At 68.2% G+C, this 22,992-nt stretch carries 20 protein-coding genes; 11 read left to right on the plus strand and 9 right to left on the minus strand.

All coding sequences use genetic code 11. The features are described 5' to 3' along the window. Nucleotides 1–32: 32 nt before the first annotated feature. Entirely contained in the window at nucleotides 33–506 is a 474-nt protein-coding gene (locus tag N5C18_RS15995; RefSeq protein WP_279945106.1) for a DoxX family protein, read from the minus strand. A gap of 208 nt (nucleotides 507–714) precedes the next feature. Beyond that, nucleotides 715–1,314, minus strand: a complete 600-nt coding sequence (gene pdxH / locus N5C18_RS16000; protein ID WP_049457955.1) for a pyridoxamine 5'-phosphate oxidase — start codon at nucleotides 1,312–1,314, stop codon at nucleotides 715–717. Nucleotides 1,315–1,354: 40 nt separating this feature from the next. Here pdxH and N5C18_RS16005 point away from each other — a divergent pair, with 40 nt between their 5' ends. Continuing rightward, nucleotides 1,355–2,182 carry a kinase gene (locus N5C18_RS16005; RefSeq protein WP_271260446.1) on the plus strand — a complete coding sequence of 276 codons (828 nt, stop codon included), beginning with the start codon at nucleotides 1,355–1,357 and terminating at the stop codon, nucleotides 2,180–2,182. A gap of 6 nt (nucleotides 2,183–2,188) precedes the next feature. Here N5C18_RS16005 and N5C18_RS16010 read toward each other — a convergent pair whose 3' ends face one another. Further along, on the minus strand, nucleotides 2,189–2,392 hold the full coding sequence (locus N5C18_RS16010) for a dodecin family protein (RefSeq protein WP_005410663.1): 204 nt from the start codon (nucleotides 2,390–2,392) through the stop codon (nucleotides 2,189–2,191). Nucleotides 2,393–2,490: 98 nt separating this feature from the next. Between N5C18_RS16010 and N5C18_RS16015 the strand changes: the two genes are divergently transcribed. The 5 genes from N5C18_RS16015 to mdtD all read left to right on the plus strand — a co-directional run bounded on the left by N5C18_RS16015 (nucleotide 2,491) and on the right by mdtD (nucleotide 7,095). Continuing rightward, nucleotides 2,491–3,033, plus strand: coding sequence for a shikimate kinase (locus N5C18_RS16015; RefSeq protein WP_279945109.1), 543 nt, complete (start codon nucleotides 2,491–2,493; stop codon nucleotides 3,031–3,033). Next, nucleotides 3,030–4,142: a 3-dehydroquinate synthase gene (gene aroB, locus N5C18_RS16020; RefSeq protein WP_279945110.1), complete on the plus strand. Its 1,113-nt coding sequence runs from the start codon at nucleotides 3,030–3,032 to the stop codon at nucleotides 4,140–4,142. The genes N5C18_RS16015 and aroB overlap by 4 nt, the downstream gene beginning before the upstream one ends. 102 nt (nucleotides 4,143–4,244) lie before the next feature. After that, nucleotides 4,245–4,484, plus strand: coding sequence for a WGR domain-containing protein (locus N5C18_RS16025; RefSeq protein WP_019660053.1), 240 nt, complete (start codon nucleotides 4,245–4,247; stop codon nucleotides 4,482–4,484). 26 nt (nucleotides 4,485–4,510) lie between these two features. Then, entirely contained in the window at nucleotides 4,511–5,593 is a 1,083-nt protein-coding gene (gene hemE / locus N5C18_RS16030) for a uroporphyrinogen decarboxylase (protein WP_271262362.1), read from the plus strand. A 92-nt stretch (nucleotides 5,594–5,685) separates the two neighbouring features. Then, on the plus strand, nucleotides 5,686–7,095 hold the full coding sequence (mdtD, locus tag N5C18_RS16035; protein WP_053450517.1) for a multidrug transporter subunit MdtD: 1,410 nt from the start codon (nucleotides 5,686–5,688) through the stop codon (nucleotides 7,093–7,095). Nucleotides 7,096–7,572: 477 nt separating this feature from the next. Here mdtD and N5C18_RS16040 read toward each other — a convergent pair whose 3' ends face one another. Together N5C18_RS16040 and N5C18_RS16045 are read right to left on the minus strand one after the other, a co-directional pair. Continuing rightward, on the minus strand, nucleotides 7,573–11,100 hold the full coding sequence (locus tag N5C18_RS16040; RefSeq protein WP_279945115.1) for a hybrid sensor histidine kinase/response regulator: 3,528 nt from the start codon (nucleotides 11,098–11,100) through the stop codon (nucleotides 7,573–7,575). 95 nt (nucleotides 11,101–11,195) lie between these two features. Then, entirely contained in the window at nucleotides 11,196–14,741 is a 3,546-nt protein-coding gene (locus N5C18_RS16045; protein WP_279945116.1) for an ATP-binding protein, read from the minus strand. A gap of 165 nt (nucleotides 14,742–14,906) precedes the next feature. Between N5C18_RS16045 and N5C18_RS16050 the strand changes: the two genes are divergently transcribed. The 3 genes from N5C18_RS16050 to N5C18_RS16060 are packed head-to-tail and all read left to right on the plus strand — an operon-like array spanning nucleotide 14,907 to nucleotide 16,698. After that, nucleotides 14,907–15,539, plus strand: coding sequence for a YceI family protein (locus N5C18_RS16050; protein ID WP_053511957.1), 633 nt, complete (start codon nucleotides 14,907–14,909; stop codon nucleotides 15,537–15,539). A 10-nt stretch (nucleotides 15,540–15,549) separates the two neighbouring features. Then, on the plus strand, nucleotides 15,550–16,122 hold the full coding sequence (locus N5C18_RS16055) for a cytochrome b (protein ID WP_053511958.1): 573 nt from the start codon (nucleotides 15,550–15,552) through the stop codon (nucleotides 16,120–16,122). Between the two features lie 3 nt (nucleotides 16,123–16,125). Next, nucleotides 16,126–16,698: a YceI family protein gene (locus N5C18_RS16060; RefSeq protein WP_008268387.1), complete on the plus strand. Its 573-nt coding sequence runs from the start codon at nucleotides 16,126–16,128 to the stop codon at nucleotides 16,696–16,698. A gap of 33 nt (nucleotides 16,699–16,731) precedes the next feature. On the opposite strand, the gene N5C18_RS16065 is transcribed toward N5C18_RS16060, so the two are convergent. After that, a complete protein-coding gene (locus N5C18_RS16065; RefSeq protein WP_053451366.1) occupies nucleotides 16,732–17,004 on the minus strand; it encodes a glutaredoxin family protein in 273 nt (90 codons plus the stop codon). 99 nt (nucleotides 17,005–17,103) lie between these two features. Here N5C18_RS16065 and N5C18_RS16070 point away from each other — a divergent pair, with 99 nt between their 5' ends. Both N5C18_RS16070 and N5C18_RS16075 read left to right on the plus strand, forming a co-directional pair. Then, nucleotides 17,104–18,486: an L-serine ammonia-lyase gene (locus N5C18_RS16070; RefSeq protein ID WP_006464040.1), complete on the plus strand. Its 1,383-nt coding sequence runs from the start codon at nucleotides 17,104–17,106 to the stop codon at nucleotides 18,484–18,486. A 78-nt stretch (nucleotides 18,487–18,564) separates the two neighbouring features. Continuing rightward, nucleotides 18,565–19,560, plus strand: a complete 996-nt coding sequence (locus N5C18_RS16075; protein ID WP_279945118.1) for an alpha/beta hydrolase — start codon at nucleotides 18,565–18,567, stop codon at nucleotides 19,558–19,560. Between the two features lie 32 nt (nucleotides 19,561–19,592). Here the strand turns inward: N5C18_RS16075 and N5C18_RS16080 are convergent, their stop codons facing one another. Genes N5C18_RS16080 through N5C18_RS16090 form a run of 3 tightly spaced genes read right to left on the minus strand, consistent with a single transcriptional unit; the run spans nucleotide 19,593 to nucleotide 22,920 of the window. Continuing rightward, on the minus strand, nucleotides 19,593–20,660 hold the full coding sequence (locus N5C18_RS16080) for a homoserine dehydrogenase (protein WP_053511846.1): 1,068 nt from the start codon (nucleotides 20,658–20,660) through the stop codon (nucleotides 19,593–19,595). Next, nucleotides 20,657–21,892 carry an O-succinylhomoserine (thiol)-lyase gene (locus N5C18_RS16085; protein WP_053511845.1) on the minus strand — a complete coding sequence of 412 codons (1,236 nt, stop codon included), beginning with the start codon at nucleotides 21,890–21,892 and terminating at the stop codon, nucleotides 20,657–20,659. Before N5C18_RS16085 ends, N5C18_RS16080 begins: the two co-directional genes overlap by 4 nt. Continuing rightward, nucleotides 21,889–22,920, minus strand: coding sequence for a homoserine O-succinyltransferase (locus N5C18_RS16090; protein WP_053511844.1), 1,032 nt, complete (start codon nucleotides 22,918–22,920; stop codon nucleotides 21,889–21,891). Before N5C18_RS16090 ends, N5C18_RS16085 begins: the two co-directional genes overlap by 4 nt. Nucleotides 22,921–22,992: the final 72 nt, after the last annotated feature.

Here is a 22,992-nt window from a genome sequence, read left to right on the forward strand (position 1 = left end):
CCCCACAGAAAATCAGTCGAGCAAGCTCGACTCTACAGATGGCGCGAGCGCGCCCAGCGTGCCTCGATGGCGAAGCGGCCACTGCCCACTGCCGCTATCCACAGCAACAGCACGCCCAGTGGCACTTCGCTCAGGTAGAAGAACCAGCTCAGCCAGTCCGGCACGCTCAGTCCTGCCGGAATGCGTGCAATGCCATCGGTCAGTGCCGCCACCGCACAGATCGCCGCCAGCAGCAGGGACGAGGGGCGGCTCAACAGGCCCAACACCAGCAGTCCACCCGCAATCCACTCAATCGCGCCGAGCACCGGCGCACTGAACGCCGGGAACGGAATGCCGGCGTCGACCAGCGTATGCACCATGCGCTCGCGCCCGGCCTCGGTGAACACCTTGTTCCAGCCGGATACACAGAACATGACCCCGGCGACGATACGGGCGAGCAGCAGCAGGGACGCTTCCACGCCACGACGCGGTGATGGCACGGCGAACAGGCAGCGCAAGGACGGCATGGCAACTCCGGAAGTCGAGGAAATCCATCGGAGTGTGCCGGCCGGCAGCCTGCTCGCAGATGAAGCGGGCCAGTCCGAACACGACAACCCGCTTTCGTAGAGTCGAGCTTGTTCGACTGGGTATAGAGCAGTCGAGCAAGCTCGACTCTACAAAAGCAGCCGAGCATGGCTCGGCCCTACAGAGGACACGTCAGCCGGGCCGCGTCATTCACGGATACAGCAGCCGCTTGCTCCAGCGCCCTTCGGCACCGGCCTCATAGCACCAGCGCTCGTGCAGGCGGAACTGCGCGCCGTACCAGAATTCGATGCGGTCGGGCACCACGCGCAGGCCGCTCCAACCCTCCGGGCGCGGCACGTCCTTGCCTTCGAAGCGGGCTTCGATCTCGGCCACGCGCGCGTCGAATTCCTCACGCGTCGCCAGGGTCTTCGACTGCTGCGAGGCCCACGCGCCGATCTGGCTCATGCGCGGGCGGCTGGCGAAATAGGCATCGGCCTCGGCGTCGGCCACCTGCTCGACACGGCCTTCGATGCGCACCTGGATGCCGGCTTCGCGCAGGCTGCGCCACAGGAACAGCAGCGCGGCCTGCGGATTGGCCTGCAGTTCCTGGCCCTTGTGGCTGTCCAGGTGGGTGTAGAACACGAAGCCGCGCTCGTCGAACGCCTTCAGCAGCACTGTGCGCGCCGACGGCCGGCCGTTGACATCGGCGGTGGCCACGGTCATCGCGTTCGGCTCGACCTCGCGGCTCTGTTTGGCCTCTTCGAACAGGCCGGCAAACGTGGACAGGGCTTCGGCGTACAGGTCGCTCATGATTGCGTTCTTCTCACACGGTTTGGGCTATTGTGGCTGCATGGTCGCTGCTGCGTATATGCCCCAGGTGAAAGGATTCCCCGAAACATTGGCCGAGCGGGTTCTGGACGATGTGCTGGGCAGCGGCACGGCAGTTCCAGTATTGGCGATCAGCGGCCTGCAGGGGAGCGGCAAATCGACGCTGGCCGCGCAGGTGGTGGCACGCGCCCAGGCACGCGGCCTGAACGCGGCCACGCTGTCGATCGATGACGTCTACCTCACCCGGGTGCAGCGTCAACGGCTAGCCCGCCAGGTACACCCACTGCTGATCACCCGCGGCCCGCCCGGTACCCACGATCTGCCACTGGCCCACGCCGTGCTCGACGCCGTGGCCGCGCGCCAGCCCTTCGCAATGCCACGCTTCGACAAGCTGGCCGATGAGCGCCTGCCCGAGGCGCAGTGGCCTCGCCTGCAACAACCGCTGGACCTGCTGGTATTCGAAGGCTGGTTCCTCGGCACGCCCGCGCAGGATGAAGAGGCACTGGAAAGCCCGCTGAACGCACTGGAACGCGAGGCCGACACCGATGGCCGCTGGCGGCGCTGGTGCAACCAGGCGCTGGCCCGCGACTACCCGGCGCTGTGGCAGCGCTGCCACCGCCTGTGGTTCCTGCAGCCACCCGACTTCTCGGTGGTGCCGCGCTGGCGCTGGCAGCAGGAACAGAATCTACAGGCGGCACAGCCGGGCCGGCACGGCATGAGCCGGCCGCAGCTGGAGCGCTTCGTGCAGTACTACGAGCGGGTCAGCCGTCAGGCGCTGCAGGCCCTGCCCGCCCTGGCCGACCATGTGGTGGTGCTGGACGGGCAGCGCCAGGTCCAGGGCGTGCGCTGAGGCCACCTACTCCACCAGGAACGTCACCCGCAGGTTGACCCGCCATTCGGTGATCTCGCCACTGCCGTTGGTGACCACCTTGGTCTCGTTCACCCAGGCGCCCTGGATGCCCTTGACCGTCTCGGAGACCTTTTTCAGTCCGCTGCGCACGGCGTCCTCCACGCTCTTCGGCGAGGAGGCGGTGATTTCGATGACCTTGGCGACCGTCATGGCCTGTACTCCGGCTGGCGCGGGAGACCCCGCAGGAACGCCTACCCTGACGTGAAGAACGTAAAGGCCGGGGCACGGAGGTGTTAGCATCAGAGGGCATGAATCCTGCTCCGAACCTGATCCTGATCGGCCCGATGGGCGCCGGCAAAACCTGCATCGGCCGCCGCCTGGCCGAGCGCTTCACGCTGGACTTCGTCGATGTCGACCAGGCCATCGTCGATGCCGCCGGCGCCAGCATCCCCACCATTTTCGAGCATTCGGGCGAAGCCGGCTTCCGCAGCCATGAACGCGAGACGCTGGCACGCGTGCTGGAAGGCCGTGGCCAGCTGGTCTCCACCGGCGGCGGTGCAGTGTTGGACCCCGGCAACCGTGCGCTGATCGCCCGGCGTGGTTTCGTGGTCTACCTGCGGGTCAGTGTGGCCGCGCAGCTGGAACGCCTGGCCCGCGACAAGGGCCGGCCGTTGCTGCAGCGCCCGGACCGCGAGCAGGTGCTGCACGATCTGGCCGCACACCGCGACCCGCTGTACCGCGAGCTGGCCGACCTCACCCTCGATACCGACCCATACACCGCTGCCGACGCGACCGCCCATCTGGTGGTCAAGCTGGCCACGCAATGGCAGCGCCAGGACCTGACCGCATGACCTCCCCCGCCCTGCTGCAGGTCGCCGTTGGCGGCGACCGCCCCTACCCCATCACCATCGGCGCCGGTGCCCAGGCCGATGGCGCCGCACTGGCGTCGCACGTTCGCGGCCGCCACGTGCTGCTGCTCAGCGACAGCGAAGTCGCGCCGCGCTATCTGGCGTCGGTGAAGCAGACGCTGCTGGCGGCTCGTCCTGACCTGATCATCGGCGAACACGTGCTGGCTGCGGGCGAAGCCTCCAAGACCCTGGCCGAGTTCGGCCGCGCCATCGAAGCGCTGGCCACGTTGGGTGCCACCCGCGATGCCTGCGTGTTCGCGCTGGGCGGCGGCGTGGTCGGTGACCTGGCGGGCTTCGCTGCGGCGTGCTGGATGCGCGGGGTGGACTGCGTGCAGTTGCCGACCACCCTGCTGGCGATGGTCGATTCGTCGGTGGGCGGCAAGACCGCGGTGGACATCCCGGCTGGCAAGAACCTGGTCGGCGCCTTCCACCCGCCACGCGCGGTGATCGCTGATACCCGCGTGCTGGCCACCCTGCCACCGCGCGAACTGCGTGCCGGCCTGGCCGAAGTGGTGAAGTACGGTGCGCTGGGCGATGCCGCCTTCTTCGACTGGCTGCAGCAGAATGCCGAGGCGCTGGTTGCTGGCGTAGACGGCGTGCTGTCCGAAGCGATCGCACGCAGCTGCCGGCACAAGGCCGCGATTGTCGAACGCGATCCGTTCGAGAAGGGCGAGCGCGCCCTGCTCAACCTCGGCCACACCTTCGGCCATGCCATCGAGACCGAACAGGGCTACTCGGCCCCGGGCCGCGATGCGCTGAACCACGGCGAAGCGGTGGCGGTGGGCATGGTGCTGGCGGCGAAGCTGTCCACCGATCTCGGCTTGGCCGACGATGCCGATCGCGCTCGCCTGCAGGCACTGCTTGAACGGCTCGGCCTGCCGGTGGCGATCCCGGCAGGGCTGGACCCGCAGGCCCTGCTCGGCCGCATGCGGCTGGACAAGAAGAACGTGGCCGGCCGCCTGCGCCTGGTGCTGTGGCGGGGCATGGGCCGTGCCGAAGTGGTGCCGGACGTGGATGAGGCAGCGGTGCTGAAGGTGCTGTCGGCCCGGTAGTGCCGGCCGCTGGCCGGCTTCCCCGTTGCTGACGTTGCCGGCCAGCGGCCGGCACTACCACGTTGCGGCAGGGGTCACCCGTGCCCCGCTACAATCAGCGCCATGCACGTCTACCTGCAACATCCCGATGCCGGTGCGCAGGCGCCGCGCTTCCTGCGCCTGAGCCTGCAGCCGGACCTGTTCGGCGGTTGGGAACTGCTGCGCGAGAGCGGTCGCGTCGGTGGCCGCTCGCAGCTTCGGCGCGAGCTGTTCCTGCAGGCCGATGAAGCACGCCACGCCTTCGAGAAGGCCCGTGATGCCGAACTGCATCGCGGCTTCCAGATCCTTTCGCACGGCGACTGACGCCGCTGCCAACTTTCGCCCAAGGAATGCCCATCGTGACCAGCCCTCTCCGCAACGATCGCCTGCTGCGCGCCCTGCGCCGCGAACCGGTGGACTGCACCCCCGTCTGGTTGATGCGCCAGGCCGGCCGCTACCTGCCGGAATACCGTGCGACCCGGGCCAAGGCCGGCAGCTTCCTGGCCATGGCCAAGACCCCGGAGATCGCCTGCGAAGTCACCCTGCAGCCGCTGCGCCGCTTCCCGCTGGACGCGGCCATCCTGTTCTCGGACATCCTCACCATTCCCGATGCGATGGGCCTGGAGCTGTACTTCGTCGAAGGCGAAGGCCCGAAATTCCGCCATCCGGTGCGCGATGAAGCCGCCATCGCCAGGCTGGCAGTGCCGGACATGGAACAGGACCTGGGCTATGTGATGGACGCGGTGCGGCTGATCCGCCGCGAGCTGGACGGCCAGGTGCCGCTGATCGGCTTCTCCGGCAGCCCATGGACACTGGCCTGCTACATGGTGGAAGGCGGCGGCAGCAAGGACTTCGCGCGCATCAAGGCGATGGCGCTGAACCACCCGCAGGCCCTGCACCGCCTGCTGGAAGTGACCACCGAGGCGGTGATTGCCTATCTCGGCGCGCAGCGCGCGGCCGGTGCGCAGGCCCTGCAGGTGTTCGACACCTGGGGCGGCGTGCTGTCGCCGGCGATGTACCGCGAGTTCTCGCTGCGCTACCTGCAGCGGATTGCCCAGGGCCTGGAGCGCGGCCAAGGCAGCGAGCGTACCCCGCTGATCCTGTTCGGCAAGGGCACGGGCCTGCACCTGGAACCGCTGTCGCAGACCGGCGCCGATGCACTCGGCCTGGACTGGACGCTGGACCTGGACGAGGCCCTGCGCCGCACCGGTGGCCGCGTTGCCCTGCAGGGCAACCTCGACCCGACCACGCTGTACGCCTCGCCCGATGCCATCGCCGCAGCCGCCGCGCGCGTACTCGACACCTACGCCGCCGGCAATGGCGGTTCGCGCGAGGGCCATGTGTTCAACCTCGGCCACGGCATGTCACCGGACATGGACCCGGCGCACGTGCAGGTACTGGTCGACGCGGTGCACGCGCACAGCCAGCGCTGAGCACTGCGCAGGCAACCACGGCGCGATGTTGATCGCGCCGTGACCCGCATTGCGCGATCATGGCGTCCCCCACGCTGCACCGGCCGCACGCCATGTCCACATCGTCATCGAACTACACCCGCCACCGCCCCCTGCTGTGGCTGGTGTCGCTGGCGATCTTCATGCAGATGCTGGATTCGACCATCGTCAACACGGCCTTGCCGGCGATGGCGGCCAGCCTGGGCGAGAGCCCGCTGCAGATGCAGTCGGTGGTGTTCAGCTACGCGCTGGCGGTAGCCACCTTCATCCCTGCCTCCGGCTGGATCGCCGACCGCTACGGCACGCGGCGCACCTTCCTGGTGGCGATCATCCTGTTCACTCTCGGTTCGCTGGCCTGCGCGCTGGCCCAGCACCTGCACCAGCTGGTCGGTGCGCGCGTGCTGCAGGGCATTGGCGGCGCGATGCTGCTGCCGGTCGGTCGCCTGGCGGTGATGCGTTCGGTATCGCGCGAGGATTTCCTGCGCGCGATGAGCTTCATCGCCATCCCCGCCCTGGTCGGCCCGTTGATCGGCCCGACCCTGGGCGGCTGGCTGGTCGAGATCGCATCCTGGCACTGGGTGTTCCTGATCAACCTGCCGATCGGCGTGATCGGTTTCATCGCCGCGATGAAGATCATGCCCGACCACTACGCCAGCCATCGCACCCGCTTCGACCTGCGCGGCTACGTCATGCTGGCCTTTGCGATGGTGGTGTTGTCGCTGGCACTGGACGGCATCTCCGGGCTCGGCACCCCGCACGCGCTGGTGATGCTGATGACCGTTGCCGGCCTGGCGGCGCTGGTGGGTTACTGGCTGCATGCCGCCAACTCCACCGCGCCGTTGTTCTCGCTGGCACTGTTCCGCGTGCCCAGCTACCGCATCGGCATTCTTGGCAACCTGTTCTCGCGCATCGGCAGCAGTGCCATGCCGATGCTGATCCCGCTGCTGCTGCAGGTCGGCCTGGGCCTGGGCCCGATGAACGCCGGCCTGATGATGGTGCCCGTCGCTGCGGCCGGCATGGTGTCGAAGAAGCTGGCGGTGAAGCTGGTCGAGCGTTACGGCTACCGCCGCGTGTTGATGGTCAACACCGTGCTGGTGGGGCTGGCGATGGCCAGCTTCATCCTGATGACGCCGGGCCAGCACCTGGCGTGGCGCCTGCTGCAGCTGGCGTTCTTCGGTGCGGTCAATTCGCTGCAGTTCACCGTGATGAACACCGTGACCCTGCGCGATCTCGACCGCGAGTTCGCCAGTTCCGGCAACAGCCTGCTGTCGATGGTGATGATGCTCGCGGCCGGCTTCGGTGCTGCCGCGGCGGGCAGCCTGCTGGCTGCGTTCGGTACCCACCTGGACAGCAACAGTGCCACCGCTGCGCTGCATGCCACGTTCCTGTGCGTGGGCGCGATCACGCTGACGTCGACGATGATCTTCTGGCAGTTGCCGGACACCAAGCCGGAGCCACGACAGGTCGAGCACGTGGCCGAGTGAGGGGGTCGGCAGGGCCTGCGGCCCTGCACCTGCTGCAGGCAACGGCAACGGCAACGGCAACGTCAACATCAAGAGCGGGCACTCCGTGGGTTGGTGGGGCGGTGTCGGGTCGCGGGGACGCCGTGAACCCGTCCATGGGGGCTTGGCCGCGGCATCCATGCCGCGGACACCCCGCAACCCGACACCGCCCCACCTCTGACAGATGGTCGCTGCTGTTGGTGGGTGTCGACCTTGGTCGACACATCTGTCAGATATCGAAATACATCTGGGGTCAGATCCGACAGATCGCGGAAAACTGTCGAAGGCGGGGTGGGTCCGGTTGCGGGGGCGTGAGCCGCATGGATGCGGCGACCGAGCTTACATGGACGTACTTGCAGCGGCCCCCGCAACCGGACCCACCCCGCCATCCCACGGAATGCACGCTTTTGATGTTGACGTTGATCCGGCGGGTGCAGGGCCGCAGGCCCTGCCGCGTCCCTACCTGCCCATCACCCGGGCAATCGCTTCCACCAGCAGTTCCCCGGTCACCGGCTTGCGCAGGAAGCCACCAATACCTGCCGCTTCCACCTGTTGCTGCAGGTCCGGATCGGTACGCGCGGTCACCGCCAGCAGCGGCAGCATGTAGCCCTGGTTGCGCAGGTGCTGGGCCAGCTCGAATCCGCTCAGGCCCGGCAGGTCCAGATCGAGCAGGCCGACGTCGAAATCGCCGGCACTGATCTCGCGCAGCGCCGCCAGCGCATGGCCGGCATGTACCACTTCGTGGCCTCGTGCGCTCAGCAGGCCGCGCACCACGTCGGCCACGGTCGCGTCGTCCTCGACCAGGAGCACCCGCAGCGGTGGCATGTTCGCAGCCTCCTCGCGATGCGTTCCGCCCTCGGCTTCGGCACTGGCATCCACCACCAGCGGCAACGGCAGGGTAACCCCGAAGCAGGTGCCGCGGCCCAGCTGGCTTTCCACCTGGATGCGCCCCTGCATCGCCTGCGCCAGTTCGCGGCAGATCGCCAGGCCCAGGCCGCTACCGCCGTACTGTGCGGCGGTACGTGCACCGTCGGCCTGCTCGAAGCGCCGGAACAGGCGCTGCTGCTGTTCCTGGCTGATGCCCGGGCCGGTGTCGCGCACCTCGAAATGCAGCGCGCGCAGCTCACCATCGCTTCGCGCGTGCAGCGTGATGGTGCCACGGCTGGTGAACTTGACCGCATTCGAGAGCAGGTTGAGCAGGATCTGCCGCACCCGCATCGCATCGCCGGTGGCCTGCAGGCCGGGCGGCAGCTGGTTGTCGAGGGTGAAGCGCAGGCCCTTCTGCGCGGCCAGCGGTCCCATCAGCGCAGCCAGATCCTGCAGCAGGCAGCTCAGCGCGAAGGGTTTGTGCTGCAGTTCAAGCCGCCCCGATTCGATCCGCGCCAGATCCAGCGCGTCGTTGACCAGGTGCAGCAGATGTTCGCCGGCATGCCGGATCGATTGCGTGTAGCCTCGCTGCTGCGGGTCCAGCGGCGAGGCCAGCAGCAGTTCACTCATGCCCAGCACGCCGGTCATCGGCGTGCGGATCTCGTGGCCGAGGTTGGCCAGGAAACGGGTCTTGGCCGCCGAGGCCTGCTCGGCCAGTTCCTGCTTGTGCAACGCCAGCTGGTAGGCGTGACGACGCTGCAGGCGACGCCGGTACAACCAGGCGAACCAGCTGGTCAGCAGCAACGCGATGGAGGCCAGCACCAGCAGGCCAGACAGGCTGCGCAACCATGGCGGCTGCACGCGGAACTCCAGGCCCTGCACCCGCGACCAGACATGGTCGGCCGAGCGTGCCTGCACTTCCAGCCGATAACTGCCCGGGGGCAGTCGCGAGAACAGGCGCTCACCGGCCGGCCCGACTTCGACCCAATCCGGATCGTAGCCGGCCAGGCGGTAGCGATAGGTATTGGAGGCCGAATCGGCGAACGACAGCAGCCGCGCGACGATGCGCAGGTCGCGATCACCATCGACGATCTGCAGCGGCGTGTCATGGGTCAGGTCGAGCACCTGCTCGTTGCGGCGCACCTCGACCCGTTCGATCACCAGGGGCGCGCGCCGCACCGATGGCCGCACCAGTTCCGGATCGAACACCACCACGCCGGCTGGCGTTCCCGCCACCAGGTGGCCGTCGCCTGACATCACCAGGGTGTGCTCGCGGAATTCCTGGCTGGGCAGGCCATCGTGCACCCCATACAGGCGCACGCTCTGGCCGTCGGCGCCAATCCGCACCAGGCCGCGCGCACTGGTGGCCCACGCCACGCCCTGCGCGTCGACCACCAACCCCGACGCGGAGATCGCCGGATAGCCCTGCTCGGCGCCGACCACCGCCTGCCGTTCCAGCCGCCCCTGGCTCCAGCGATAGCGCGACAGCCGGCCATCCTCGGACAACCACACCTGGCCATCGCGGCCTACGTGCAGCGCATGGATCGCGGTCGCAGGGGCGCCCGGTACCGGCTGGAAGCGCTCGCTTTCCGGCAACCACTGCAGCAGGCCGCGGCTGCTGGCCAGCCAGATGTGGTCCTGCGGCCCGCACTCGACATCCAGGTTGAGCTGCCCCTGCTGCAGGCCGCGCTGGCCATTGTCCAGCTGGCGGCGCAGGCGCCCGTCCAGGTCGCGCTGCTGCAGGCCGGACGGCAGCATCAGCCACAGGCTGTCGCCATCACAGGTCATCATCGATTCGATGACCCCTTCCATGGTGGCATCGGCACCGGCATCACGCCCCCAGCGGCGCAGATCGCGCAGCTTCGGGTCATAGCGCAGCAGTGCATCGTTCGAACCGATCCAGACCTGGCCGCGTCGATCCTCGCGCACCGAGGTCAGCCAGTGCATGCCATTGACCCAGGTGCGGTGCTGTTCGACCTTGCCGGTCTTAGGGTCGAACCGGTCCAGCGCACCATGGCCGCCCACCGTCCAGATGCCGCCATTGCTGGAGGGGCTGGTGCCCAGGACGAAGGCGTTGCGCAGCGAGCTGGGGTCGTCCTCCAAGCGTGACAGCACCGAGAACTGCCACCAGCGGGGCAGCAGGTGCCACAGCCCGGCATTGGTACTGGCCAGCCAGATTCCACCCTCACGATCTTCGTAGGCACCGGTCCAGTTCGGTCGTACCGGCCCACGCGCCACCGCGCTGTACAACGGCACGCCCTGGTACTGGCCGTCGACCGCACGGCCGAGGCCGGTCCGGGTGTCCAGCCAGTAGCCGCCCTGTTCGTCGCGCAGCATCATGCCCAACACCTGCTCCCCTTGCGGAAGCTTCCACGGCGGTGTCTCGAAGCGACCGTCGGGGCGGCGCACGGTGGCACCGGCCATCGTGCTGATCCACAGGCTGCCGTCGGGCTCGGCGGTCAGGCCATTGATCAGCAGGCTGGGGATGACGTCGGTGCCGACACGTTCGAAGTCGGTCCCGGTCCAGCGCGCTACGCCATGCTTGGTACCAATCCACAGGCTGCCGTCGGCCAGGGTTGCCAGATACGGAACCGATGCGGACGGCAGGCTGCGCGGATTGTTGGCCTCCGGCAGGAAGCGCTGCAGCCGATCCTGGTTGTCCAGCCGGTACAACCCTCCCTCGTGGGTACCGAACCAGACCGAACCGTCCGGCGTGGCCGCCAGGCTCCAGACCGTGTTGGTCCCCATCAGCGGCTGGCTGCTGCGGTCGTAGAAGTGCAGCTGGCGGCGGTCGGCGGACATCCGCACCAGGCCGGCATTCTCGGTCCCGATCCAGAGCTGGTTGCGCGCATCGACCAGCACCGTCCAGATCCGGTTGTCGCGCAATCCGTCTTCCGAACGCCAGATCCGGTAGTTGCGCCCGTCGTAGCGGGCCAGGCCGTCGTTGGTGGCGATCCACAGGTAGCCGTAGCGGTCTTCGGCCATGCGGTTGACGGTATTGGACGGCAGGCCGTCGAACACTGTCACCTGGCGCGGACTCGGGGGCACAGGCTGCGCGGCAGCGGGTGACAGGCCGCACAGGAGGATCAGCAGCAGCATCGCTGCCCGCAGATACGCCACCGATTGCCTCCTCACGCTGCCCTGATGATTCCCGCGCTGCGGGCGTCGGCATGGTAAACCGAAAGTCGCGTCGTTCACGCCTGGCTCCGACGCCTTCAGACCATGTCCTGTCGCTTGGCACGAGCCTGCACGATCGCCGCCACCAGCATGTCGCCGGTAACCGGCTTGCGCAGGAAACCATCGAACCCCGCAGCGAGGACCTGCGACTCGGCATAGGCATCGGAACGCGCGGTCACCGCCACCAGCGGCAGCTCATAGCCCAGCGCGCGCAGCTGGCGGGCGATCGCGGTGCCGTCCAATGCCGGCAGATCAAGGTCCAGCAAGCCAACATCGAAGCCGTCGGTGGCGATCTCGGACAAGGCCCCCAGGCCGTGCAGCACGTGCACGACGTCATGCCCCCTGCTGCGCAGCAGGCCGGCGATGACTTCGGCCACGGTGGCATCGTCCTCCACCAGCAGGATGCGCAGCGGCGGCAGTACCGGCAGCGCCGGAACGTCACCTGCGGCAGCGGCCGCCTGCCGCGTCCAGGGCAGCGGCAACCGCACCCGGAAGCGCGCGCCCTTGCCCGGCGAGCTTTCCACGTCGATGCGCCCGCCCATCGCCACCGCCAGCTCCTGGCAGATCGCAAGGCCCAGCCCGCTGCCGCCATAGCGCGAGGCCGTGCGCGGGCCATCGGCCTGCTCGAAACGGTGGAACAGGCGCTCCTGCTGCTCGGCGTTGATGCCCGGCCCGCTGTCGTGCACCTCGAAGCAAACGCCCCCGCCGTTTTCGTCCAGGCGTACGGCCAGGCCGACATGGCCACGCTCGGTGAACTTGATCGCATTGCCCAGCAGGTTGAGCAGGATCTGGCGTACGCGCATCTCGTCACCACTGACGCTGACCGGACCCGGCGGATCGTCGCCACGCTGGAAATCCAGCCTGCGCTGCTTGGCCATCGGCTGCATCAGCACCTGTACCTGGTCGAGCAGGCCGGCCAGATCGAACGGACGCAGGTCCAGCTCCAGCCGGCCGGCCTCGATGCGGGCGAGGTCCAGCGCATCGTTGACCAGTCGCAACAGGTGGCTTCCGGCCTGCTGGATCGAGCCGGCATAGCTGCGCTGCACCGGGTCCAGCGGCGTGGCCAGCAGCAGCTCGCTCATCCCCAGCACGCCGGTCATCGGTGTGCGCACCTCATGGCCCAGCGTGGCCAGGAAGCGACTCTTGGCCTGCGAAGCCTGCTCGGCCAGCTCCTGCTTGTGCACGGTCAACTGCCACTGCTGGCGACGGCGCAGGCGCCCCCTGATCGACCAGGCCAGGGTGAGCAGCAGCAGTGAACCGATCAGGATGTAGCCGAAGATCGCCATGCCACTGCGCCACCACGGCGGCAGCACCTTCACCTTCAACTGCTGCGAAGGCGTCCATGCACCGTTGGCGGTGGCCGCCTGCACTTCGATGACGTAGCTGCCGGTGGGCAGCCGGGACAGCGTACGCTGACCATCCCCGCCCTGCTCCACCCAGTCCTGGTCATAGCCGCGCACCCGGAAGCGGTAGCGGTTGCCCTGTGGATTGGCATACGACAACAGGCGTGCGTCGATCTGCAGGTCACGATCATCCGGCCCAAGCAACAGGGTGCCGGTATCGGGCAGTGGCTGCCAGCCGCGTGCGTCATCGCGGCGCACGCGTACCTCGGCAATCACCAGCGACGACGCCGGCAGCGCGACGTCAACGGCATTCACGTCGAAGGCAACCAGGCCGGTCTGGGCGACGGCGAGCACGCGGCCATCGGCATTCACTGCCGGAGGCCGGCTGGTGAATTCGGCATCGGACAGGCCATCGCGTTCATTGAACAGTTGCAGTCGCCGCGCCTTGGGATCCCAGCGCAACAGGCCGCGCGGCGTGGTCGCCCACACCCGGCCGTCGTCGGCCAATGCCAGGCCGCCCATGCTCACCGGCGGCACGCCGGCACTTCCATCAACGCGCTGGATCAGGCGCAGGCTCATGCCATCCCACTGGTAGCGTTCGAGCGCGCCCTGCCGGGCCAGCCACAGCTGCTGCGGGTCGACCCACACCAGGTCGAAGATCAGCCCGCTGGATACCCCTGGCACCGCCTCGAAGCGCCCCGCCTGCTCGCGCCAGATGCCCATTTCACCCATGACCCACGCCTTGCCATGGGCATCGAAGCGGATCTGTTCGATCGGTGAATCGGCCGCCTTGCGGAAATCATCCAGCGGATAGCTGCGCAGCACCCGGCCATCGGCGCTGCGCTGCTGCAGGCCCAGGTTCATCACCGACAGCCAGACCGTGCCATCGGGGGCCTGCCGCATCAGATCGATACGCTGGCGCAGGTCGGCGCCACCGTCGATCCGCCAATCCTGCAGCGCGCGGCTGGCCGGGTCGTACACACTGATGCGGCCGGCACGGCCCAGCCACAGGCGCCCGTCCGGCCGCGGCAGTACAGACCACACCGCGCCACTGCCAATCTGGCGGTCGCTGGCCAGCAGGCGCAGCGTGCCGTGCGCATCCAGCTGGTACACGCCGTGCGCCGAGCCCACGTAATACGCCTGGCCGTCGCTGGCCGCGCTCAGCAGGTACTGGCTGTCCAACGGCTTGCCATCGAGCTGGTTCCAGATCGAGAAGCGGCGCCAGTCCGGCGGCAGGTAAGCCAGGCCCTGGGTCAGCAGCGCCACCCACACTCCGCCCTCGTGGTCCTGCAGCAGATCGAGCACACCGCTCTGGGCGGTAAGGAAACCACTGCCGCGGTCGCCGTCGAGCCGCCACAACGCACTGGCATCTCCGCGCAGCAGACCGTCGGACGTACCCGCCCAGTAGCCGCCCTGGCGGTCGGCCAGTACCAGTGCCGAACGCAGGCGGGCGCTGTCGGTCCACCGCGGGCGGCTGACCCGGTCCTGCGCATCGATGCGATAGAGTCCGTCGTTCTGGCTGCCGATCCAGATCGAGCCATCCGGATCGCGGCCCATCCGCAGCACGCTCAACGTGCCAAGCTCCCGCGCCGCCACCGGCTCGAACCCATGGCCGTTCCAGCGTGCCACGCCGGCCTCGGTGCCGATCCACAGGCGCCCGCGCGCATCGACCAGGCTGCTGTAGATGGTGTTGCTGGGCAGGCCGTCCGCGCGCGCAGGATCATGCTTGAAGAAGCGCAGGCTGCCGTCCTCTCCGAACCGGCAGATCCCTTGGCTGCTGGTGCCGATCCACAAAGCGTTCTCGGCGTAGGCCAGCGTCCAGAACTGGCCCAGGCACGGGCCATTGACCGCATCGAAGGTCCTGAAGCGCTCACGGTCGGCATCCAGGCGGGCCAGCCCCTTGCCATTGATGCCCACCCAGACGCGGTCCAGCGGATCGACCAGCAGCGTCTCGATCTCATTGCCCGGCAGCGAGCCCGGCTGTTCCGGATCGTGCTCCCAGACCCGCAGGCCATTGCCGTCGTAGCGCACCAGGCCGCCATCGGTGGCGGCCCAGACGTGGCCCTGGCGATCCTCGGCCAGCGCCAGCACCATGCGCGAGGGCATGCCTTCGGCCGCGCCGAAACGGCGCAGGCGTGGTGTTTCCGCCATTTCAAGGGGCGCAGCCGCTGCGGCGAACGCCATCAGCAGCAGCCCCATTCCCGCGATGCCTCGCCACCACAGGCGCCAGCCGCTCGTCATCCTGATCCCCCTGTCCTGGGCCGATTGTCACACAGGCCCGGGTTCATGACTGCAACAGCCTGTTTCCACGGGCAGTGGCACCACGAACTGTTGCAGCCATGCACGCATCGTTGGCAGGGGCCTGTGCGTATGATCGCAACGTCCCCCTTCCGGAGCCCGCCATCGATGCGTCCCTGCCTGGCCCTGCTGCCGATGCTGCTCGCCACCGCCCCCGCTTGGGCGGATGCAGACACCTATCGCCTTGATCCGGTGCATACCCGGGTGTTGTTCAGCATCGATCACGCGGGTTACTCGCAGGCCATGGGCACGGTCTCGGGCAGTGAAGGCCGCCTTCAGTTCGATCCCGACAACTGGCGCGAAGCCACGCTGGACGTCGAGGTGCCCGTATCGCGATTGGACCTCGGCGACGCCAAGTGGAACCAGGCTACGCTGGCCCGCAGCTTGCTCGACGGCGAACGATTCCCGAACGCGCGATTCGTCTCCAGCCGCGTGGAACCGATCGATGCCAGGCGTGCCCACGTGATCGGCACCCTCACCCTGCGCGGGATCAGCCAGGAGATCACGCTGGAGGTGACCCTCAATGCCATCAAGCGCTATCCCCTTCCCCCATTTCGACGCACCGCCGGTTTTTCCGCCAGCACCACGCTGAGCCGGCGCGCGTTCGGCATCACCGCCTGGCCGGGCGTCATCGGTGATGCCGTACAGCTGAGGATCGAGGCTGAGGCCACTCTCGACCGCAGCGACGCCCCGGGAACTCCCGCTCCCGCCCCGCACTCCGCCCCCAAGACGGCCCGCTAGAGGACCTTTCATGACCGCCAAGAACACGCCCGCCGCCTGGGGGAGTGTCAGCCAGATCCTGCATTGGTTGATCGCACTGCTGATCCTCGCCCTGGGCGTGGTCGGCCTTACCATGGGTGAATTGCCCAAGACTCCCAAGTATTTCTGGGTCTACACCGCGCACAAGTCCATCGGCATCACCGTGTTGGCGCTGGTGCTGTTCCGCCTCGGCTGGCGCCTTTATGCCGGCGTGCCCAAGCCGGTGCCGGGTGTGCCCAGCTGGCAGGAGCGCATCGCCAGTGCAACCCACGTGCTGTTGTATGTGCTGATGTTCGCCATTCCGCTGTCGGGCTGGCTGTACGACTCGGCCAGTGGCCTGCGCCCGTTCCGCTGGTTCGGGCTGGTTGACGTACCCAAGCTGAGCGGCCCCGACCCGCAGGTTGTCGCGGTGTCCCATGCCATCCACGAATACGGCTTCTGGCTGTTGATCGCAGTGGTGCTGGCCCATGCCGGCGCGGCTTTCTACCACCACCTGTTCCAGCGCGATGCAACGTTGTCCCGCATGTTGCCGCGCGGCTGGCTCGCCTCCCCTCAGAAGGACTGACCGATGACCCTGAAACTGACCACCCCGGCCGCCGTGGCCGCCGCCCTGGCCGGCATGCTGGCCACTGCCCCGGTGCTCGCCGCCGACTACGCACAGGCCCCCGGTGCCGGTTCGATCCTGGTGTTTGCCACCAAGTACGACGGTGAAGTGTTCACCGGCAGCTTCCCGGGCTTCGCCACCAAGCTCAGCTTCGACCCGGCCAACCCGGCCGCCGGTTCGCTGGACGTGGTGATCCCGCTGGCCGGTGCCAAGAGCGGCAACAGCGACCGCGACTCGACCCTGCAGACCGCCGACTTCTTCAACGTCGGCAAGTTCGCCACCGCACGCTATACCGCCAAGGGCTTCCGCGCGGTGGGCAACGACCAGTTCGCCGCCGATGGCACCCTGGAACTGCGCGGCGTCAGCAAGCCGGTCACCCTCACCTTCACCTGGAAGCCGGGCACCCAGCCGGTGCTGACCGGCAAGGCCACCGTGAAGCGCCTGGACTTCGGCGTCGGCGGCGGTGACTGGGCCGACACCAAGACCATTCCGGACGAGACCGCGATCAGCACGATCGTGAAGTTCAACGCGAAGTAAGACGATCCCGGTAGTGCCGGGCGCTGCCCGGCATTAACGGATATCGGGTGGTTGCCGGCCAGCGGCCGGCACTACCTGATCGCATTCGGCCAGCCAGGCCTGCACGGTGGCCGCATCGAACGGCCAGTCCAGCTCGCGCTGCCCCGCCTCGTCGCGCAGCACCGGTACCCGCGCGCCATAGCGCGTCTCCAGCGCAGGCTGGTCGTCCAGGAACACCGATTCGAACTCCGGTGCCCGCGCCTTGGCCAGTTCGGCCAGGGCCAGGTCGCACAGGTGGCAATCGTCACGCTGGATCAGGGTCAACACCGGTTCGGCTCCCGTGGCGGAAATGCTGCGCCGCAGCCATCGGATGGCCCGGCAAGCCGCTAGAATAGCGGCTTGTCCGGTACCCGCAGTTTGGCATCCATGGCTGTCAGCACGTTCGACGTTTTCAAGATCGGCATTGGTCCGAGTTCCTCGCACACCGTCGGGCCGATGAAGGCCGCCGAGCGATTCATCCATCGCTGGCTGCTCGACCCGGGCCGCCTGCACGAGGTCGCGCGCATCCGCGCCGATGTCTATGGCTCGCTGGCGCTGACCGGCCGCGGCCACGGCACCGACAAGGCGATCCTGCTCGGCCTGGAAGGCCAGCGGCCGAACCTGATCGACCCGGACATCATCCCGGCCACCCTGGAGCGCATCCGCAGCAGCAAGCGCATCCAGCTGATGGGGCAGCACGAGATCGCCTTCGACGAGAAGCGCGACCTCGGCATGAACAAGCGCCAGAAGCTGCCGTACCACACCAACGGCATGCGCTTCACCGCGTACAACGCCGACGACGAAGTGATCGCCACCCGCGATTACTACTCCGTTGGTGGCGGCTTCGTGGTCAACCAGGACGACGCGGCCGATGACCGCATCGTGCCCGACGAGACGCCGCTGCCCTACCCGTTCAAGAGCGGCGACGAGCTGCTGGCGCAGACCGCGCGCAGCGGCCTGAGCATCGCCCAGCTGATGTTCGAGAACGAGAAGTGCTGGCGCAGCGAGGACGAGATCCGCGCCCAGCTGCGCGAGATCTGGAGCGCGATGCAGTCGTGCGTGACGCGCGGCATCCGTGAGGAAGGCGTGCTGCCGGGTGGCCTGAAGGTGGGCCGTCGCGCACCGGCGCTGTACCGCGAACTGTCGTCGAAGCCGGAAGCAGCAATGCGCGACCCGCTGACCACGCTGGACTGGGTCAATCTGTACGCGCTGGCAGTGAATGAGGAAAACGCCGCCGGTGGCCGTGTGGTCACCGCGCCGACCAACGGTGCCGCCGGCGTGCTGCCTGCAGTGCTGCACTACTTCGACCGTTTCTGCCCCGGCGCGAACGAGCAGCGCGTGTTCGACTTCCTGCTGACCTCGGCGGCGATCGGCATCCTGTACAAGGAGAACGCCTCGATTTCCGGTGCCGAAGTGGGCTGCCAGGGCGAAGTGGGCGTGGCCTGCTCGATGGCGGCCGGCGGCCTGGTCGCGGCGCTGGGCGGTAACCCGAGCCAGATCGAGAACGCCGCGGAAATCGGCATGGAACACAACCTGGGCCTGACCTGCGATCCGATCGGCGGCCTGGTGCAGATTCCGTGCATCGAGCGCAACGCGATGGGCGCGGTGAAGGCGATCAACGCCTCGCGCATGGCCATGCGTGGCGACGGCAAGCACAAGGTATCGCTGGACAAGGTCATCAAGACCATGCGCGATACCGGCCGCGACATGCAGGACAAGTACAAGGAAACCAGTCGCGGCGGCCTGGCGGTGAACGTCATCGAGTGTTGAGGTGTAGAGCCGAGCCCATGCTCGGCTTCGCTTGACGGGATGCATTACGCTGGGGGCTCCCTCGCCCCCGAGAACGCCATGCGCCTGCTCGCTGCCGCCCTGCTCGCCTGCCTGCCGATGTCCGCCCTGGCCGCGCCGACCTATGGTCCGCGGCTGGAAGGTTTCGACTACGGCTATCCGGTGAAGACCTTCGCGCTGGAATCGCAGCAGCAGCCGCTGGAAATGGCCTACCTGGATGTCCTGCCCAAACGACGGGCCATCGGGGTGGTGGTGTTGCTGCACGGCAAGAACTTCTGCGCGGCCACCTGGCAGCAGACCATCGCCCCGCTGCTGGCCGCGGGCTACCGGGTGATCGCACCGGACCAGGTGGGCTTCTGCAAATCCAGCAAGCCCGAGCGCTACCAGTACAGTTTCGCTCAGCTCGCCGCCAACACCCACGCCCTGCTGCAGCAGCTGCAGCTGGGTGATGTGCCGGTGCACCTGGTCGGCCATTCGATGGGCGGCATGCTCGCCGTGCGCTATGCGCTGATGTACCCGCAGGACCTGCGCAGCCTGTCGCTGGTCAACCCGATCGGGCTGGAAGACTGGAAGGCGCTGGGCGTGCCGTGGCGCAGCGTCGACGAGTGGTATGCCGGCGAGCTGAAAACCAGCTACGACAGCATCCGGCGCTACCAGTTGGACGTCTATTACGATGGCCAGTGGAAACCCGACTACGAGCCGTGGGCAAGGATGCAGTCGGGCATGTACGAAGGGCCGGGCAAGCAGGCCGTTGCCTGGAGCCAGGCGCTGGCCTCGGACATGGTGTTCAACCAGCCGGTGGTCTACGAACTGAAGCACCTGCAGGTGCCGACCACCCTGTTCATCGGCCAGAAGGACCGCACGGCGATCGGCCGCGACCGCGCATCACCGGCGCTGAAGGCCACGCTGGGCAACTACCCGGTGCTGAGCAAGGCCGCGGCGGCGGCGATCCCCGGCGCAACACTGGTCGAATTCGCCGAGCTGGGCCATTCGCCGCAGGTACAGGATCCGAAACAGTTCAACGCCGCGTTGTTGAAGGCGTTGAAGGCGCGCTGAGGGGGGCGCGCCGGGCGATGCCCGGCGATCCCTTACCGCACGATGCGCAGCACGTCATCCAGCAACGCGGCGGCGGTGACTTCCGCGCCCGCGCCCGGCCCCTGGATCAACAACGGCTGGCGCTGATAGCGATCGCTGTGGATGGCCACGCGGTTGTCGGTGCCCGCGCCCTGCGCCAATGGATGATCGGCAGGCAGCTCGCGCAGGCCCACCTGCGCACCTTGGCCATCGACGCGACCGACAAAACGCAGCACGCGGCCGTTGTCGCGCGCCTGCTGCCAGCGTGCCTGCAGCGGCGCATCCAGCTGTTCCAGCGCGGCTACCGCATCTTCCAGCGGCAACGCGGCGAGCGTTTCAGGCACCAGCGAATCCACCTGCACCTGCGACGCGTCCAGCGCCAACCCGCTGCTGCGGGCCAGGATCAGCAGCTTGCGGCGTACATCCTCGCCGGACAGGTCCAGGCGCGGATCCGGCTCGGTGTAGCCTGCCGCCAGCGCTTCGCGCACTGCGGCCGAGAACGGTGACTGGCCATCGTAGCGATGGAACAGCCACGCCAGTGATCCGGACAGGACGCCCTCGATGGCATGGATATGATCACCGCCGGCCACCAGCGCGCGCAGGCTGCTCAGCAGGGGCAGGCCTGCCCCCACGGTGGCGCTGTCGCCGTAGCGTGCACCGCTGTCGGCGCAGCTTTCGGCAATTGCCTGCGCGCGCGCCAGCTGCGCGCCTCGCCCCAGCTTGTTGGCGGTCACCACGTGCACGCCGCGCGCCAGCCACTGCACGTGGCGTGCAGCCACGTCTTCGCTGGCGGTCGCGTCAACCACCACGTCGCCACGCTCCAGTCCTTCGGCGCTGGCCCACGGCGGAGCGCTGTGGCCATCACGCGGTGCACGCCGTGCCAGCTCCAGCGGCAACGCCAGGTCACGATCGATCGCCAGCGCGGTACGCGAATTGGCCAACCACTGCACGCTGGGCAGTTCCAGCCCGCGTGCCTGCAGCGCCTGGTAGCGCTGCACGAACGCCGAACCCACCGTGCCAGTGCCGAGCAGCGCCAGGCGTCCCGCGCCCAGCGCAGGAATGTCAGCGGCCAGTGCGCTCATGCGTCCACCACCTGTTTGCGGCGTGCAGCGGCATCGATCACCGCTTCGGCGCGCTGCAGCGCCGCGCCGAGATCGGCCAGCAGGTCACGCTCGGCCTCGATGCCCACTGACAGGCGCAGCAGCCCTTCGCTGATGCCGGCCGCCGCACGCGCTTCGGCGGTCATCGCCGCATGGGTCATGGTCGCCGGATGCGCGATCAGGCTCTCGACGCCACCCAGCGATTCGGCCAGGGTGAAACAACGCAGTCCATCAACGAACGCGCGCACCGCCGCATGCGGATCGTCGCCGGCACAGTGCGCCAGCTCGAACGACAGCATCGCGCCGAAGCCATCCTGCTGGCGTGCGGCGATGGCATGGCCCGGGTGATCGGCCAGGCCCGGGTAGTACACCGCGCCAACCGCAGGATGCTGGTCCAGCAGGGCAACGATCGAGGCGGTATTTTCCTGGTGCACGCGCAGGCGCGCATCCAACGTGCGCAGGCCGCGCAGGGTCAGGAACGCATCGAACGGCGAGCCGGTCAGGCCCAGCGCATTGCCCCACCACACCAGCTGCTCGTGCAGTGCCGGATCGCGCGCGACCACTGCGCCACCGACCACGTCGCTGTGGCCGTTGATGTACTTGGTGGTGGAATGCAGCACCAGGTCCGCGCCAAACGACAGCGGCTGCTGCAGGGCCGGCGACAGGAAGGTGTTGTCGACCACCACCAGGGCGCCGGCCTTGTGCGCGGCATCGATGACGAAGCGCAGGTCGGTGATGCGCAGCAGCGGGTTGGATGGGGTTTCCACCAGCACCAGCTTCGGCTGGGTGGCCAGTGCCTGCGCCAGCGCACGCGGATCGGTCAGGTCGGCGGTGACCAGTTCGAAGTGGCCCTTCTTCGCCAGCGCGTTGAACAGCCGCCAACTGCCACCGTAGGCATCGTGCGGCACCACCAGGGTGTCGCCCGGCTGCAGCAGCGCGTTCAGCACCAGATTGATCGCGCCCATGCCGGTGGCGGTAACGACCCCACCTGCGCCGCCCTCCAGTTCCGCAAGTGCTTCACCCAGCAGGTCGCGGGTCGGGTTGCCACTGCGCGTGTAGTCGTACTGGCGCTTGTTGCCGAAGCCTTCAAAGCTGAAGTTCGACGACAACACGATCGGCGGTGTGACCGCACCATGCGCGGTATCACGATCGATGCCGGCACGGACAGCGGCAGTGGTACGGCTACAGGACGGCTCGTTGGCGTGCAGGCTCATGCGGACTCTCCAGAGGTACGGAAGGCGGTGGCGAGGATCGCGTCGATGCGATCGGTTTCTTTGAGGAAGGCGTCGTGGCCATAGGGCGAGCGCAGCACGCGCAGGCTGCCGCGCGGGCCCAGTCCTTCGACCAGTCCGACCAGATCGGCCAGCGGCACCAGGCGATCGCCCTCCACGGCCACCACCACGGTCGGTGGCAGGATCGCGGCAGGATCCACGCGGTGCAGGTCGATCGATTCGGACAGGCGCAGGTAGGCGGTTACCGGCGTGCGCGCGACGTACTGCGCGCCAGCGGCGTCGAGATAGTCTTCGGCGGCCACGCGCACGCGGCCATTGATGACTTCCGGCGCGGCATCGAAGCGCTCGCCGAATTCTTCCGGGGTGCGGTAGCTGAGCATGGCGAACTGGCGGGCCAGGGCGAGGCCGTGGTCTTCGCCGCACTGCAGCTGGCCCAGCGCGACCGCGCGGCGCTGCAGTGCGCGCCAGGCCGCGGCATACGGATGCGGGCGATGCGCGCCGCTGGCCAGCACCAGCTGGCGCACGCGGGCACGATGGCGGATCGCGAACTGCTGGCCGACCAGCGCGCCATACGAATAGCCGACGAACGCCTTCAGCGCGCGGATGCCGAGATGATCCAGCAGCAGTGCCAGCGCATCGGCCTGGTCGGCGGTATCGATCGGAACGTCCAGCGCGCCATCTGCCCCGATGAAGTCGAAGGCCAGCACGCGCAGCTGCTGTGGGTCCAGCGCGCGGCCCTTGCCGACCAGATCCTCGGCCCAGCCCTTCTCGCTGAACTGCGGGTTGGACGCCACATGGCGGTGGGCGGAAATGCCACCGGCCAGCACCACCACCGGCGCATTCGCCGGGCCGACCCACTCATAGCGCAGGCGCACCGGGCTGGGGCCGGCGTGGCGCATCGACAGCACCGCGGCGAACTCACCGCGCTCGGCATGCACGCGGTCATCGACCGGCACGCTGACGGGGACAAAGGGTTCGGGGCGAAGTGCGGTACTGGCAGCGAAGCTCATGGCGGGATCCGGTTGGGGAATCGGCCATCGAGCCTTCGCGGGGCCCGCGTTCGAGATGCACGTGGGGTGCAT

Origin of the sequence: Stenotrophomonas sp. GD03930 (assembly GCF_029839665.1) — a bacterium.
GTDB classification, from domain to species: domain Bacteria; phylum Pseudomonadota; class Gammaproteobacteria; order Xanthomonadales; family Xanthomonadaceae; genus Stenotrophomonas; species Stenotrophomonas forensis.